This window comes from Streptomyces sp. NPDC001514 (assembly GCF_053597075.1).
In genome coordinates this window covers 70,558-84,497 of sequence record NZ_JBSFHO010000023.1, presented here as the reverse complement: position 1 = coordinate 84,497, position 13,940 = coordinate 70,558, and the positions used below count along the sequence as shown (strand labels likewise).

General features: G+C 71.5%; 14 protein-coding genes. 6 read left to right on the top strand and 8 right to left on the bottom strand.

The genetic code is table 11. The features are described 5' to 3' along the window. Positions 1 to 93: 93 nt before the first annotated feature. On the top strand, positions 94 to 726 hold the full coding sequence (locus tag ACWCXB_RS23770; protein WP_450725482.1) for a MerR family transcriptional regulator: 633 nt from the start codon (positions 94 to 96) through the stop codon (positions 724 to 726). A gap of 111 nt (positions 727 to 837) precedes the next feature. On the opposite strand, the gene ACWCXB_RS23765 is transcribed toward ACWCXB_RS23770, so the two are convergent. Together ACWCXB_RS23765 and ACWCXB_RS23760 are read right to left on the bottom strand one after the other, a co-directional pair. Next, positions 838 to 1,680 carry a siderophore-interacting protein gene (locus ACWCXB_RS23765; RefSeq protein WP_450725481.1) on the bottom strand — a complete coding sequence of 281 codons (843 nt, stop codon included), beginning with the start codon at positions 1,678 to 1,680 and terminating at the stop codon, positions 838 to 840. A gap of 96 nt (positions 1,681 to 1,776) precedes the next feature. After that, positions 1,777 to 2,682 carry a 5'-3' exonuclease gene (locus tag ACWCXB_RS23760; protein WP_450725521.1) on the bottom strand — a complete coding sequence of 302 codons (906 nt, stop codon included), beginning with the start codon at positions 2,680 to 2,682 and terminating at the stop codon, positions 1,777 to 1,779. Positions 2,683 to 3,018: 336 nt separating this feature from the next. Here ACWCXB_RS23760 and ACWCXB_RS23755 point away from each other — a divergent pair, with 336 nt between their 5' ends. The 4 genes from ACWCXB_RS23755 (at position 3,019) to ACWCXB_RS23740 (ending at position 7,465) form a co-directional block, all read left to right on the top strand. Further along, positions 3,019 to 4,137 (top strand): quaternary amine ABC transporter ATP-binding protein, encoded by a 1,119-nt coding sequence (locus ACWCXB_RS23755; RefSeq protein WP_450725520.1) that lies wholly within the window; start codon positions 3,019 to 3,021, stop codon positions 4,135 to 4,137. Continuing rightward, the gene (locus ACWCXB_RS23750; protein WP_450725480.1) at positions 4,130 to 5,941 is read left to right on the top strand and encodes an ABC transporter permease/substrate binding protein; all 1,812 of its coding nucleotides are present in this window, start codon (positions 4,130 to 4,132) and stop codon (positions 5,939 to 5,941) included. Before ACWCXB_RS23755 ends, ACWCXB_RS23750 begins: the two co-directional genes overlap by 8 nt. 271 nt (positions 5,942 to 6,212) lie before the next feature. Continuing rightward, on the top strand, positions 6,213 to 6,764 hold the full coding sequence (locus ACWCXB_RS23745; RefSeq protein WP_450725479.1) for a helix-turn-helix domain-containing protein: 552 nt from the start codon (positions 6,213 to 6,215) through the stop codon (positions 6,762 to 6,764). Next, positions 6,761 to 7,465 carry a helical backbone metal receptor gene (locus ACWCXB_RS23740; RefSeq protein ID WP_450725478.1) on the top strand — a complete coding sequence of 235 codons (705 nt, stop codon included), beginning with the start codon at positions 6,761 to 6,763 and terminating at the stop codon, positions 7,463 to 7,465. Before ACWCXB_RS23745 ends, ACWCXB_RS23740 begins: the two co-directional genes overlap by 4 nt. On the opposite strand, the gene ACWCXB_RS23735 is transcribed toward ACWCXB_RS23740, so the two are convergent. Next, positions 7,404 to 8,600 (bottom strand): TDT family transporter, encoded by a 1,197-nt coding sequence (locus tag ACWCXB_RS23735; protein ID WP_450725477.1) that lies wholly within the window; start codon positions 8,598 to 8,600, stop codon positions 7,404 to 7,406. The genes ACWCXB_RS23740 and ACWCXB_RS23735 overlap by 62 nt on opposite strands. Before the next feature lie 70 nt (positions 8,601 to 8,670). On the opposite strand from ACWCXB_RS23735, the gene ACWCXB_RS23730 reads away from it, so the two are divergent. After that, positions 8,671 to 9,600, top strand: coding sequence for a LysR family transcriptional regulator (locus ACWCXB_RS23730; RefSeq protein WP_450725476.1), 930 nt, complete (start codon positions 8,671 to 8,673; stop codon positions 9,598 to 9,600). Here ACWCXB_RS23730 and ACWCXB_RS23725 read toward each other — a convergent pair. The 5 genes from ACWCXB_RS23725 to ACWCXB_RS23705 all read right to left on the bottom strand — a co-directional run bounded on the left by ACWCXB_RS23725 (position 9,575) and on the right by ACWCXB_RS23705 (position 13,869). After that, positions 9,575 to 10,033, bottom strand: a complete 459-nt coding sequence (locus ACWCXB_RS23725) for a DUF6114 domain-containing protein (RefSeq protein WP_450725475.1) — start codon at positions 10,031 to 10,033, stop codon at positions 9,575 to 9,577. The genes ACWCXB_RS23730 and ACWCXB_RS23725 overlap by 26 nt on opposite strands. 23 nt (positions 10,034 to 10,056) lie before the next feature. Next, positions 10,057 to 10,680, bottom strand: coding sequence for a DUF6230 family protein (locus tag ACWCXB_RS23720; RefSeq protein WP_450725474.1), 624 nt, complete (start codon positions 10,678 to 10,680; stop codon positions 10,057 to 10,059). Between the two features lie 220 nt (positions 10,681 to 10,900). Continuing rightward, the gene (locus tag ACWCXB_RS23715) at positions 10,901 to 11,578 is read right to left on the bottom strand and encodes a gamma-glutamyl-gamma-aminobutyrate hydrolase family protein (protein ID WP_450725473.1); all 678 of its coding nucleotides are present in this window, start codon (positions 11,576 to 11,578) and stop codon (positions 10,901 to 10,903) included. Positions 11,579 to 11,592: 14 nt separating this feature from the next. Beyond that, on the bottom strand, positions 11,593 to 13,041 hold the full coding sequence (gene eat, locus ACWCXB_RS23710; RefSeq protein WP_450725472.1) for an ethanolamine permease: 1,449 nt from the start codon (positions 13,039 to 13,041) through the stop codon (positions 11,593 to 11,595). 102 nt (positions 13,042 to 13,143) lie between these two features. Further along, positions 13,144 to 13,869 (bottom strand): FadR/GntR family transcriptional regulator, encoded by a 726-nt coding sequence (locus tag ACWCXB_RS23705; protein ID WP_450725471.1) that lies wholly within the window; start codon positions 13,867 to 13,869, stop codon positions 13,144 to 13,146. Positions 13,870 to 13,940: the final 71 nt, after the last annotated feature.

The window sequence follows — 13,940 nt, the reverse complement described above, 5'->3', positions numbered from 1 at the left end:
CGAGATAATGGATAGTGGCACTCTCCGCTATCCGATAGGGGGACTATCTATGATGGGGTGTCGAGTTGGCAAGGCCGGAGAGGTGAATGCACGGTGCGCATCGGGGAGTTGAGTCGCAGGACCGGGGTGTCCGTTCCGACGATCAAGTACTACGTACGCGAGGGACTGCTCCCCGCCGGCCAGCTGACGAGCCCGAACCAGGCGTCGTACGACGAGACGCACGAACGGCGGCTCCGCCTCATCCGGGCCCTGCTCGACATCGGCGGCCTCTCGGTCGCGGGGATCCGGGAAGTGCTGGCGGCGATCGACGACCCCGGCCAGTCGGTGCACAAGGTCCTGGGCGAGGCGGTGCACCTGCTCGTGCCGCACTACGAGGCCGATCCTGATGCCGCGATGAGCGCGGCCCGAGCGAAGGTGGCCGCCCTGATCGAGAGGCGGGGCTGGGAGATGGACGTCGAGGACTGCCAGTCGGAGGCGCTGGCGGCGGCACTGGCGGCGCTGGATCGCGTCGGATACGGCGGCTATGGGGAGGCGGTCCTCGACGACTACGCCGCCGCGGCGGAGAAGGCGGCGCGGGCCGACCTGGCCTACGTCGGGCGCTTCGTGGCGCGCGAGGACATGGTGGAGAGCTCGGTGGTCGGGACGGTGCTGGGCGAGGCGATGCTGGCTGCGCTGAGGCGCATGGCGCACGTGGACGCGTCCGCCCGGACGTACGAGACGGAATGACGCAGTGGGGGTGCGCCGCGTGGGGGCGCCGCGCACATCCCCGCCTGCGCCGGAGCGCTCAGGGCGTGATCGCCAGGGGGTGCGGGCCGAGTGCGGTCCGGAGAGGAGGCCTTACGCAGCCTGCTCCTGCTCGCGCTCGACCTGCGCGTTCCAGTCGCGCTTCATCGCGCGCCACGCCTCGTCCGACTTGCCCAGGCGCCAGTAGCCCGAGATCGACAGGCGCGCTGCGGGGATGCCCCGCTCCAGGCGGAGGTGGCGGCGGAGCTCCTTCACCGCGCCAGCCTCGCCGTGCACGAAGGCGTGGACGTCGCCGGCGGGAAAGTCCAGCTCGCGGACCGCCGCGACCAGCGCCTCGCCCACGGGCCGGTCGCCCCGGTGCAGCCAGTTCACCGTGACCCCGTCCGGCGTCGCGATCTTCTGCTCCTCCGCAGGTCCTGCCACCTCCACGAACGCGTGGACGACGGCGCCCGCCGGCATCCGTTCCAGCGACGCGGCGATCGCCGGCAGGGCACTCTCGTCGCCGGCCAGCAGATGCCAGTCCGCGGCCGCGTCAGGGGCGTAACCCCCGCCCGGGCCCAGCAGCCACATCGTCTCGCCCGGCTGGACGCGCGCCGCCCAGGGTCCGGCCAGACCCTCGTCGCCGTGGACCACGAAGTCGATCGTCAGCTCGCGGTGGACCGGGTCCCACGCCCGCACCGTGTACGTGCGGTTGGTCGGCCACTGGTCGCGCGGGAGCTCCTCACGGATCCGGGCCATGTCGAACGGCTCCGGATACGTCACTCCCGGCACCGGGAAGACCAGCTTGACGTAGGCGTCCGTCGACCCGTCCGTCGCGAACGCGGCCAGACCCTCGCCGCCGAGCACGACGCGCACCATGTGCGGAGTGATCCGGTCGGTGCGCACCACCCGCGCCTCATGGGTCTGCGGTGCCTTGCGGGCGGACGTCTCTGCCACGGCGGTCTCCCTCGGTCGTGCAGCGGTTAGGCTAACCTAAGTTAGCACCTGGCTCCGGTGATCACCGCGCGGACCCACGCCGGGCTCGGGCTCCGCTCACGCCTTCAGTTCCACCAGGAGCCGGTGTACGACCCGCCCGAGACCCCACCGGGCCGCCAGCTCCTCCAGCCGCTCCGGATCACGCGGCTCCTTCGGCAGCGCCGGATCGAAAGCGGGCAGCGGTACGTCCCCGGCCACCCGCACCACCTTCGGTGCGACCGCGACGTACTCACGCGCCTCGTCCAGCCGCTTGCGCTGCGAGGGTGTCAGCTTCGACGTCGGGTCGTCGACGGCCGCCATGATCCCGGCGAGGTCCCCGAAGGCCTCCAGCAGCTTCGCCGCCGTCTTCTCGCCGATGCCCGGCACCCCCGGGAGTCCGTCGCTCGGGTCGCCGCGGAGCAGCGCCAGATCCGCGTACCCGGGCCCGTCGACCCCGTACTTCTCGCGCAGCACCGCCTCGTCCGTGGCCTGCATCATCCCGACGCCCTTCAGCGGATACAGCACCCGCACGCCCCGCGCGTCGTCCACCAGCTGGTACAGATCCCGGTCGCCGGTCACGATGTCCACCGGCCCCGCCGCGCGCCCGGCGAGCGTGCCGATGATGTCGTCCGCCTCGTACGCCGCGACCCCGACCCGTGCGATGCCGAGCGCGTCCAGCACCTGCTCGATGATCGGGACCTGCGGGGACAGCGCGTCCGGGATCTCCTCCTCGTCGGGACCCGTCTCGGTCTCCACCGCGACCCGGTGCGCCTTGTACGACGGAATGAGCTCCACCCGCCAGTGCGGGCGCCAGTCGGCGTCCATGCAGGCCACCAGCTCGTCGGGGTGGTGGTCCTGAACCAGCCTGGTGATGAATTCGATCAGCCCGCGCACCGCGTTGACCGGCGTGCCGTCGGGCGCGCGCACGGAGTCGGGGACCCCGAAGTAGGCGCGGAAGTAGAGGGAGGCGGTGTCGAGGAGCATCAGGCGTCGCGTCACAGTCCGATGATGCCCCACCCCACCGACAGTGCCCCGGTCACACGGCCCCAGCGGCGGCGCCCCGGCCCCACGACCCACGACCGGCGACCGGCGACCGGCGACCGCGACCGGCCATCGATGATCACTACCCCGGCGTACGCACGGCCACACGGTGTCCTCCACGTGAACTGGATCACTTTCCGTTTGCCCCCGGCATACCCGGGCAGGCGCAGCGCCGGAGCGGACCCCATTGCGCCCTGAACCGGCCACGTCGGCCGAAACAGGGCGCAACTCATGGGGAAGCGGGCCGAACCCGCCCGCTCCACGGCCCGCAGGCGGGGGATGCGGGCCGTTCTCGGTTCAACACGTGAGGTTTATGTGTCCAGGCTTGAAGCCGAGCACCTGTACAAGGTGTTCGGCAAACGACCCGACGAAGCGGTACGGAAGCTCGAGGGCGGCGCCGGCCGCGACGAGCTCCGCGCCGACGGAACGACCGCAGCGGTGATCGACGCGTCCTTCACCGTCGAGCCCGGTCAGATCTTTGTCGTCATGGGTCTCTCCGGATCCGGAAAGTCCACGTTGCTGCGCATGCTCAACGGGCTGCTGGAACCGACCGCCGGACGCGTCCTCTTCGACGGTGAGGACCTGACCACCCTGAGCGCCCGCGACCTCCGCACCGTGCGCTCCACCAAGATCAGCATGGTCTTCCAGCACTTCGCCCTCTTCCCGCACCGCAGCGTGCTGGAGAACGCCGCCTACGGCCTCGAGGTGCAGGGAGTCCCGCGCGCCGAGCGTGAGCGCCGCGCCACCGAGGCCCTGGAGCTCGCCGGGCTCGCCGGCTGGGAGAAGTCCTGGCCCGACGAGCTCTCCGGCGGTATGCAGCAGCGCGTCGGCCTCGCCCGCGCGCTCGCCACCGACGCCGATCTGCTGCTGATGGACGAGTCCTTCAGCGCCCTCGACCCGCTGATCCGCCGCGACATGCAGGACCAGCTCCTCGAACTCCAGAAGCGGCTCAAGAAGACGATCGTCTTCATCACGCACGACCTCAACGAGGCCATGCGCCTCGGCGACCGGATCGCGGTGATGCGCGACGGCCGGATCGTCCAGCTCGGCACCGCCGAGGACATCCTGCTGCGCCCCGCCAACGACTACGTGGCGTCCTTCATCCAGGACGTGGACCGCACCCGTGTCCTGACCGCGGCGGCCGTCATGACCGAGCCGGGCCCCGGCGCGGACGACTGCGGCTGCGAGACCGTCACCCCCGAGACCCTCGTCGCCGACGTGTGTGCCGTCAGCGCCCGCGTCCCGCACCCCGTGGCGGTCAGGAACGCGGCCGGCGAGGTCGTCGGCGTCGTACCGCAGTCGCGGCTGATCGGCTTCGTCGGCGACGAACGCGGTGAGCCGGCGCCGTGTGCCATCCCGGCCCAGCAGCGGCCGAAGGAGGTGGCCGCCCATGCCTAGGCTCCACCTCGGCCAGTGGGTCGACAGCGGTGTCGACTGGCTCCAGTCCCACCTCTCCTGGCTGTTCGACGCCATCAGCAAGCTCGTCACCGGCATGTACGACGGCATCGACGCGGCGCTCTCCGCGCCCCAGCCGCTGCTCTTCGCCGGCATCCTCGCCGTCGCCGCCTGGTGGCTGCGCGGACTGCTCGCGGGCGTCCTCGCCTTCGCCGGATTCGCTCTGATCGACTCGATCGAGCTGTGGGACGACGCCATGTCGACCCTGTCGCTCGTCCTCGTCGCCACGATCGTCACCCTGGCGATCGCGGTGCCGCTCGGCATCTGGGCCTCCCGCTCGAAGGCCGTGAGCGCCGTGACCCGGCCGGTCCTGGACTTCATGCAGACCATGCCGGCCATGGTCTATCTGATCCCCGGCATCATCTTCTTCGGCGTCGGCGTGGTGCCCGGCATCATCGCCACCATCGTCTTCGCCCTGCCGCCGGGCGTACGGATGACCGAACTCGGCATCCGCCAGGTCGACAAGGAACTCGTCGAGGCCGCCGAGGCCTTCGGCACGACCCCGCGCAACACCCTGCTGCGCGTCCAGCTGCCGCTCGCGCTGCCCACGATCATGGCCGGTATCAACCAGGTCATCATGCTCGGCCTGTCCATGGTCGTCATCGCCGGCATGGTCGGCGGCGGCGGCCTCGGCGGCGCGGTCTACCGCGCCATCGGCAACGTCGACATCGGCCTCGGCTTCGAGGCGGGCATCTCCATCGTCATCCTGGCCATGTACCTGGACCGGATCACCGGTGCGCTGGGCCGCCAGGTCTCGCCGCTCGGCCGCCGCGCCCTCGCCAAGGCGAAGGCCATGACCGGCGGGATGAAGATCTGGAACTACCGCCCCCAGCCCGTCGTCGCCGTCACCGGTGTCGTGATCCTCGCGCTCGTCGCGGGCGGCATGGGGATCTTCGGCGGTGCCAAGTCCGCCGGCACCTCCGACGCCACGAGCGTCGGCCAGGGCAAGAAGATCTCCATGGGCTACATCCCCTGGGACGAGGGCATCGCCTCCACCTTCCTCTGGAAGGAGCTGTTGGAGCAGCGCGGCTTCGAGGTCGACGCCAAGCAGCTGGAGGCCGGCTCCCTCTACACCGGTCTCGCCGGCGGCCAGATCGACTTCCAGACCGACTCCTGGCTGCCCGTCACCCACGCCCAGTACTGGGACAAGTACCAGGACAAGCTGGAGGACGTGGGCTCCTGGTACGGCCCCACCTCGCTGGAGCTGTCCGTCCCCGGGTACATGAAGGGCATCGACTCCCTCGACGACCTCAAGGGCAAGGCGTCCACCTTCAAGGGCCGCATCATCGGCATCGAGCCGAGCGCCGGAATGATGGGGATCCTCAAGGACAAGGTCCTCAAGGAGTACGGCCTGGAGGGCGAGTACAAGGTCGTCGACGGCTCCACGCCCGGCATGCTGGCCGAGCTGAAGCGCGCGTACGACAAGAAGGAACCCATCGTCACCACCCTGTGGTCGCCGCACTGGGCCTACAGCACGTACGACCTGAAGAAGCTCAAGGACCCCAAGGGCACCTGGGGCAAGGGCGACGGCGTGCACACGCTCGCCCGCAAGGGCTTCTCCGCCGAGAACCCGCAGGTCGGCAAGTGGCTCAAGAACTTCACGATGACCGAGGAGCAGCTCACCGGTCTCGAGGCGAAGATCCAGGAGACCGGCAAGGGCAAGGAGCAGGAAGCCGTCCGGGCCTGGCTGAAGGACAACCCCGGCCTCGTCGGCAAGTGGACCCCGGTCGCCAAGGCCGGCAAGTGACTTCAGGCTGAGCGAGCAGGAGCTCGCCGGCCTGGAGAACGAGATCCAGAAGCGCGGCACGAGCCACGAGGAGGAAGCGGTCAAGGCCTGGATGGAGCAGAACCCAGGCATCGTGGACCGGCCGGCACCTCAGTAGACCATCCCCCTCCCCCCACCGGTCGGGCCCCGTCACATACAGTGGCGGGGCCCTCACCGTTACGCCTGTGACAACTGTGCGAATCGGTGCCCGGAATCTGCGTAAGGTACAGACAAGGAGGGAGGGAACGCAGCCATGGCAGACAAGGAAACACTCCGCGTCGGCTCCGCCGTCCGCAGACGCCGCAAGGCCCTCGACCTCACACTGGCCGCCGTCGCCCAACGCAGCGGCCTGTCCGTGCCTTTCCTCAGTCAGATCGAGAACGAGCGGGCCCGGCCCAGCATGCGCTCCCTTCAGCGGGTCGCCGAGGCGCTGGGGACCACCGCCGCCGAGCTGCTGGCCGCCGCGGACTCGGCCCGCATCGTCGATGTCGTCCGCGCGGACGACCCCGGCGCCTCCGGCGCGGCCCCGGGCGTGCGGTCCCTCGTGCGCGGCCATCACCAGCTGCACGCGGTCGAGTACACGGGGGAGCAGGACGCGGACCGGGAGTACCAGCACCGCAACGACGAGCTCATGTACGTCGCCGACGGGGCCGCCGAGGTCGAGGCCGAGGGCCGCGCCTACCGGCTGGAGAAGGGCGACACCCTGTATCTGTCCGGAGGCGTGCGCCACCGGTGGCGGGCCACCAGGCCGGGCACCCGCCTCCTCGTCGTCGCCGTCCGCGAACACATCGAACCCGGACCGTGAAACGGGTCGTCTCGCTCGTCCCGTCCCTCACCGAGGCCGTCGCGGTCAGCGCGCCCGGACTGCTGGCCGGCGTCACCGACTGGTGCACCCACCCCGCGGACCTCGACGCGGTCCGTGTCGGCGGTACCAAGAACCCCGACGTCCCCGCGATCACCGCCCTCGCCCCCGATCTCGTCATCGCCAACGAGGAGGAGAACCGGGCCCCCGACATCGCCGCCCTGCGCGCCGCCGGACTCGACGTCCTCGTGACGGAGGTGCGGACGCTGCCGCAGGCCTTCACGGAACTGGAGCGCGTCCTGCGGGCCTGCGGAGTGGGCCGGCCGCGCTGGATCGACGAGGCGCAGGCCGCCTGGGCGGCCGTCGAGCCGGGCGAGGTGCGGCGCGCGGTCGTACCGGTCTGGCGGCGGCCCTGGATGGTGCTCGGCCGCGACACCTTCGCGGGGGATCTGCTGGCCCGCCTCGGCGTGGAGAACGTCTATGGCGGGCACCCGGAGCGGTATCCCCGGATCCCGCTCGACGAGCTCAACGCGGCGGGCGCCGACCTCGTCGTCCTGCCCGACGAGCCCTATCGCTTCACTGCGGACGACGGGCCCGAGGCGTTCCCCGGACTGCCCGCCGCCCTCGTCGACGGACGCATGCTCACCTGGTACGGCCCGTCGCTGGCAGCGGCACCCGCGGCGCTGCGAGCAGCGCTCCGCTGACCAGGCCGCGCAGCGTACGGACCCCGGCCACGGCCCAGGCCGCGAGCAGGAGCACGTACAGCCCCACCGCCAGCCATTCCAGGGCGAGCAGACCCGTCCGAGCGGCCAGCCCCGCCGCGCCCGTGACACAGGTGCCGACCGGGAAGGTGAACCCCCACCACGTCATCGCGAACGGCATCCCCCGGCGGGCCGCGCGGACCACCATGAGCCCGGCCAGGACCAGCCACAGCAGGGCGAAACCCAGCACCGGAACCCCGTAGACGACCGCGAAGACGCTCATCCCGCTCGCGTACGGCGCCGAAACCGCCGTCGGCGCCACATCCGCCAGCTTGTTCACCGCGGTCGTCGACTGGCCCAGCGGACCCAGGACCAGGAACAGCGTCGGGGTCAGGGCGAGCGGCAGCGGACCGTGGCGGACCAGCCGGGCGAAGACGAAGGGGAGCATCATCAGCACCGCCAGCAGGCTCAGCCCGAACATTCCGTAGCAGGCCACCAGCATCGCCTCGCGCCACTGACCGGCGGGCAGCCTCTCCACCAGCAACGGTCCGGCCGCCGCCGCCACCATCGGAGCCACCACCGGCAGCAGCCACACCGGCGAAGCGCTGCCCGGGGCGACCTCGTGGCGCGTGATCATCAGATACGGGATCGCCACGGCGACGGCGAGCGCGGTGAGCGTGCCGACGCCGAAGAGGGCGGCGCCCGCCACGGTCGCCGTCTCCTGGCCGATCACGCCGGGGCCGACCGACAGCGTGCCGATGCCGACTGCGAGCAGCGCCATCGCGAGGCAGCCGTAGAACGGGGCGACCGCGGGGTCGAGCAGGTGGGCGCGGGCCTGGTCGCGGTGGTGGATCCAGTGGCCGGCGCGGGCGACGAGCAGGGCCACGAGCAGCAGTGCGGACAGCAGCCACACCGCCTCGCACGCGGGCCGCAGCCCCGGTGGCCGCACCGGCAGGGCCGCACCGGCGTTGGCCACGATCGCGGTGCCCATCACCGTGGCGTACCAGTTCGGTCCGAGGCCGCGGAGCGAGGGGAACGAAGGCGGCGCGGGGAGCGAGGGCGGCGCGGGCGGGCGCGGCGAGGGAAGCGGGCGCGGCGAGGAGAGCGAGGGCGGCTCGGTGACCGGGGAGTGGACCATGGGGCCAGCCTCGGCTTGCGTACGGCCTCCCACCAGGGATGGTTCTTCTATGCCCCCATAAGCTGGGTTTATGAGTGATGAGCGACAAGGCCTGCTGGCCCACCGGGTGCCCGACCTCGGGGCGCTGGAACTGCTGCTGGCCGTCGCCCGGCACGGCAGCCTCGGGCGCGCGGCGCGTGAGCTGGGCATCACCCAGCCCGCCGCGAGCAGCCGGATCCGCTCCATGGAGCGGCAGCTCGGCGTCGCCCTCCTCGACCGCTCGCCGCGAGGCTCCCGGCTCACCGACGCGGGGGCGCTCGTCACCGACTGGGCGCGCCGGATCGTGGAGGCGGCGGAGGCGTTCGACGTGGGCGCGCAGGCGCTGCGGGGGCGGAGGGACTCGCGGCTGCGGGTGGCGGCGAGCATGACCATCGCGGAGTACCTGCTTCCGGGCTGGCTCATCGCCCTGCGGGAGCAACGCCCGGGCACGGCGGTGTCGCTGCTCGCGGGCAATTCCGCAGCGGTTGCGGAGCGGCTCCTGCGGGACGAGGCCGACCTCGGCTTCGTCGAGGGGCTCGCGGTGCCGGCGGGCCTCGACGGGGCGGTCATCGGCCACGACCGGCTCGTCGTGGTGGCCGCGCCCGGGCACGCGTGGGCGCGGCGCCGCGCGCCGCTTCCGCCACAGGAGCTGGCGGCGACCTCCCTGGTGCTGCGCGAACGCGGCTCGGGCACCCGGCAGGTCCTCGACTCGGCGCTCGCGGAGTACGGGGGGCTCGCCGAGCCGCTGCTCGAACTCGCCTCCACGACGGCGGTGAAGGCGGCGGCGGTCAGCGGCGCGGGGCCCGCTGTCCTCAGCGAACTCGCGGTGACCGAGGAGCTCGCCGCCCGCCGCCTGGTCCGCGTCCCGCTGGAGGCCGTCCACCTCCACCGCGACCTCCGCGCGGTGTGGCCCGTGGGTCACCGCCCCGCGGGCCCGGCGCGCGACCTTCTCGCGCTCACACGCCGGGGTGCCCCGGGGTAGCGGGCGGCCGGTCGACCGGGGCCTGACCGGTGGGCGGATCCCAGGCACAGGCCAGGGAACCGCCGATGAGCCCGAGGAGCAGACCGAGGAAGAGGCCCCCGAAGTTCGCGACGGGGAAGGAGACGAGGGTGAGCAGCAGGGCCGTGATCCCGGCGAACACGCGCGCCTGCTGCTGGAACCAGAGGGCGATGCCCAGGACGACGAGCAGGATCCCGATGATCAGCGACCCTGCGCCGGCCGTGGTGGACAGCGCCAGCGGGATGCCGCTGAGGCTCAGGCGGACGTAAGGGAAATAGATGATGGGCAGGCCCGCGGCGAGCGTGAACAGCCCTGCCCAGAAGGGTCGTTCACGGCGCCATGTCCTGAATCTCCGTCGGGCGCCGACGATCGCGTTGCGTACTTCCGGGCGTCTGCCGAAGAGATCGAGGATCACGTGTCTTTTCCCTGTGCCAAGGATCAGGGGCACTCGCGGTTGCCCTGTTTGACGCGCAGACTCAGGTCAGGGATGTTGAACGTGGCCGCCGAGAGCGCGACCGCGGTAACCCGCACGTCGGTCAGGGTGACCGACTCCGCCTGCTGGGCGACGCCGTTGGGGTCGAAGAACCGCGAGTCCCGGTCCTCCGGATTGATCGGTCCCTTGGTGACCGCGCCGATCGCCACACCGATGTCGAGGTCGTCGAGGTCCGCCTGGCCGACCGACACGGACGTCGCGTCGATGAACAGGTTCTCCGCCTCGGCCCGGCGCTCGTCGCCGCCGGTGAGCCTCAGTGTGTACGGACCCAGGACCGGGATCGGGACCACCACGGACTGGCACAGCCCGCTGATCTTCGCATGGCGGAACCCGTTGACCACGACCGGCACGAGGCTGCCCTTCTTGGTCACGTCCACCATGCCGTAGATGCTGAGACCCCGAGCGTCCAGAGTGTCCGCCGTGATCTGGAACTTACGGCCGGAGATGAAGAACGACGCGGCCAGTGCCCCTTGGGCCATGCCGATACCGAGAGCCGCTGCCGCCGTGCCGCTCAGGACCAGGACAGCGGCGAATCGCTTCCAGCGGGTCCTGCCGAAGCCGCGCGACATTGCGTGTCCTCCGGTCGAGTGAGGTGGGCCTGCCGATACCGGGCAGCGGAAAGCGACGTCCAACGGTGAATGACTGAGCCTAGGCTTGCTGGCGCCCGTTCCGTCCGCACGTCAGGCCGTGCAGACGGGTGATCGGCTCGTCGATGGCGCTTTCGGCGGACACGCGGTGTCGGCGCCGCGGCAGTGTGGTGCCGCGGCCGGCACCGGCCCGGAGGGCCCGTCAGGACGCCGCGCGCACCAGCCCCCGCATCACCCGCGTGTCCTCGCCCATCTCCGGATGCCACTGGACGCCCAGGACCCAGGCGGGGTCCGGCAGTTCGATCGCCTCGACCGTGCCGTCCTCCGCGTGGGCCGAGACCACGAGGTCGGCGCCGAGGCGGTCCACCGACTGGTGGTGGTACGTCGGCACGGACGACTCCTCCGGCACGAGCGCGGCGTACCGCGTCCCCGGCACCGGTGTCACCGCGTGCCGCCCGAAGACGCCGACCTCCTTCGCATGGCCCTCCATGTGCTGGACGAGCGTCCCGCCCAGGGCAACGTTCAGCAGCTGCATCCCCCGGCAGATCCCGAGCAGCGGCGTCCCGGACCCCAGCGCCGCCTCGATCAGCGCCAGCTCCCACGCGTCCCGCTCCCGCGCAGGCGGCCCGGTGCGCGGGTCGGGCTCGGCGCCGTAGCGGACCGGCTCGACGTCCGGTCCGCCCGCCACGACGAGCCCGTCCAGCCGGGCCACGACGGACGCCGCGCGACCCGGATCGTCCGGGGGGAGCATCGCGGCGATGCCCCCCGCCGACTGGACGAGCCGTGGATAGCCCTCCGGCAGCAGCGCGGCCGGCAGCTGCCACACGCCCCACGAGGCCTGCTCCAGATACGTGCTGACGCCGATGAGCGGCTGGGTCACTGTCTTTTCTCCGGTCAGTCGCGTGCGAGTTCGGCCTCGGCCGCGGCCAGCGCCGCGAACTCCTCCTCCGGCGCTCGCGCCACCAGCCGGTGCCGACTGTAGAAGGCGAAGTACGCGAGGGCGACGCCGTAGACGGCGAGAGCGATGAAGGCCGCGTCCTTGTCCACCAGGAAGGTGGCCACCAGGGCGGACAGGGCCAGGACGAAGGCGACCGAGGAGGTCAGGATGCCGCCCGGGGTGCGGTACGGCCTGGGGAGCTCCGGCTCGCGGCGCCGCAGCACGATGTGCGACAGCGCCATCAGCGCGTACGAGATCGTCGCGCCGAACACCGCGATGTTCAGCATCCGCGCCCCGTCGCCCGTGCCGGCGGCCAGCGCGAAGCCGAGCGCGCCGGGGATCAGCAGCCCGAGGTAGGGGGACTTGCGGCGGCTGGTCAGGGAGAGGAAGCGGGGCAGGTATCCGGCCCGGGACAGGGCGAAGAGCTGGCGCGACCCGGCGTAGATGAGGGAGAAGAACGAGGCCACCAGGCCCGCGAGGCCCGCGTAGTTGACGAAGCGGCTGAGCGCGGTGGGGTCGCCGTCGCCCTGGAGCGCCACCACCAGCGGGTTTCCGGCCTCCTGGATGGCTGCCGAGCCGCGCGCCCCGGTGGAGGCGAAGAACGTCAGCACGGCGAGCAGGACCAGGATGCCCATCGAGACGGCGAGGGCCCTCGGCATCGACCGTACCGGATCCTTCGCCTCCTCCGCGGCGAGCGGCACCCCCTCGACCCCGAGGAAGAACCACATTCCGAAGGGGAACGCCGCCCAGATGCCGAGCAGCCCGAACGGCAGCCAGGAACCGGAGCCGAACGCCTCCTTGTCGACGGGGATGTCGTCGAGCCCGGCGGTCTGGAAGTCGGTGAAGGCGCCGATGGCGAAGATCAGGAGTGCGGCGACCGCGATCGCCGTCACGACGAGGCTGAACCGCAGCGCCTCGCCGACGCCCCACAGATGGATCCCGATGAAGATCGCGAAGCAGGCCAGGTAGACGGGCCACCCCGAGGTGAGGCCGAACAGCCCGAGCGATTCGACGTAGTCACCGATGAAGATGACGATCGCGGCGGGCGCGAGGATGTACTCGATGAGGATCGCCGTACCGGTGAGGAAGCCGCCCCATGTGCCGAGCGCCCTGCGTGCGAAGCCGTAGCCGCCGCCCGCCGTCGGCAGGATCGCGGACAGCTCGGCGAGCGCGAAGACGAGGCACGCGTACATCACCCCCATCAGCACGGTGGCGGCGGCGAGCCCGCCGAAGCCGCCCTTGGACAGACCGATGTTCCAGCCGGAGAAGTCCCCGGAGACGACATAGGCGACACCGAGCCCCGTGAGGAGCAGCCAGCCCGCGCTGCCGCGCCGCAGAGTGCGGCGCTCCAGATAGTCGTCCGGTGGTGGTGGTGTGTTGCTCCCGGTGGTGTCTTCCAGTGTCATGGCAGAGCTCCCGCGTCGGGCCCAATGGAATGGAGCCATACCTTTGCGGTGAGCGTGGGGAGAACGCAAGACCCGTGCGTTACTTTCGGGTTACGTCACGATCTACGTGAGGAAGCCGCGCAGCAGTGCCGCCGTGCCCGCGCAGTGCTCCCGCGTCACCTCGCGCGCCGCGTCGGCGTCCCCGTCCAGCACCGCTTCGACCAGCGCGGTGTGCTGCTGCTGGGAGTGCTCCAGGTTCCGTACGAGCAGCGGAATGCAGTCCAGCAGATCGTTCACGGTCGCCCGGACGGCCGCGTACTGAGCGGTCAGGCTCGGGGAGCCGGACAGTTCGGCGAGGGTGAGGTGGAGCAGCGTGTCCCGGCGGCGGTAGTCGTCGAGGGGCGCGTCGTGCGTCGCCGCGAGCGCCGTGCGCAGTCGCTCGGCGCCCTCGTCGGTGAGGCCGTGCGCCGCGCACAGCCCCGCGGCGCCGACCTCCAGTACCTCGCGGAAGCGGAGCGTGTCCTCGACGTCGACCGCCGCGATGCGCCGGCGCAGCTCCTCCTCGCCCGGGACCCGGCCGCGGTGCAGGACGAACGTTCCTCCGTAGCGGCCGCGCCGGCTCTCGACCAGCCCCTGCTCCTGCAGGACCTTGAGCACCTCGCGGAGCGTGACGCGGCTGATCCCCATCCGGTCCGCGAGCTCGCGTTCGGCCGGCAGCCGTTCGCCGCCGGGCACCAGCCCGAGCCGTACCACCTGGAGGATCTGCTCCAGGGCCTCCTCGAAGCCGTTGCCCGCGCGCACCGGCCGCAGGACGGACGTGAGCCGGTCCCCGGCCTCGCTCTTCGTCACTTGGATCCACCTCGCGATCGCATTCCGTGCGGTTTCCCCTTCCCAAGCAATGGTCTTCGGGAATACCTTAT

Excerpts from the sequence above, each read along its gene's own strand:
- ACWCXB_RS23760 (WP_450725521.1), bottom strand. The coding sequence starts at position 2,682 with ATGCTCCTCGACACCGCCTCCCTCTACTTCCGCGCCTACTTCGGGGTC.
- ACWCXB_RS23755 (WP_450725520.1), top strand. The coding sequence starts at position 3,019 with ATGCGGGCCGTTCTCGGTTCAACACGTGAGGTTTATGTGTCCAGGCTT.
- ACWCXB_RS23750 (WP_450725480.1), top strand. The coding sequence starts at position 4,130 with ATGCCTAGGCTCCACCTCGGCCAGTGGGTCGACAGCGGTGTCGACTGG.
- ACWCXB_RS23745 (WP_450725479.1), top strand. The coding sequence starts at position 6,213 with ATGGCAGACAAGGAAACACTCCGCGTCGGCTCCGCCGTCCGCAGACGC.
- ACWCXB_RS23735 (WP_450725477.1), bottom strand. The coding sequence starts at position 8,600 with ATGGTCCACTCCCCGGTCACCGAGCCGCCCTCGCTCTCCTCGCCGCGC.
- ACWCXB_RS23730 (WP_450725476.1), top strand. The coding sequence starts at position 8,671 with ATGAGTGATGAGCGACAAGGCCTGCTGGCCCACCGGGTGCCCGACCTC.
- ACWCXB_RS23720 (WP_450725474.1), bottom strand. The coding sequence starts at position 10,680 with ATGTCGCGCGGCTTCGGCAGGACCCGCTGGAAGCGATTCGCCGCTGTC.
- eat (WP_450725472.1), bottom strand. The coding sequence starts at position 13,041 with ATGACACTGGAAGACACCACCGGGAGCAACACACCACCACCACCGGAC.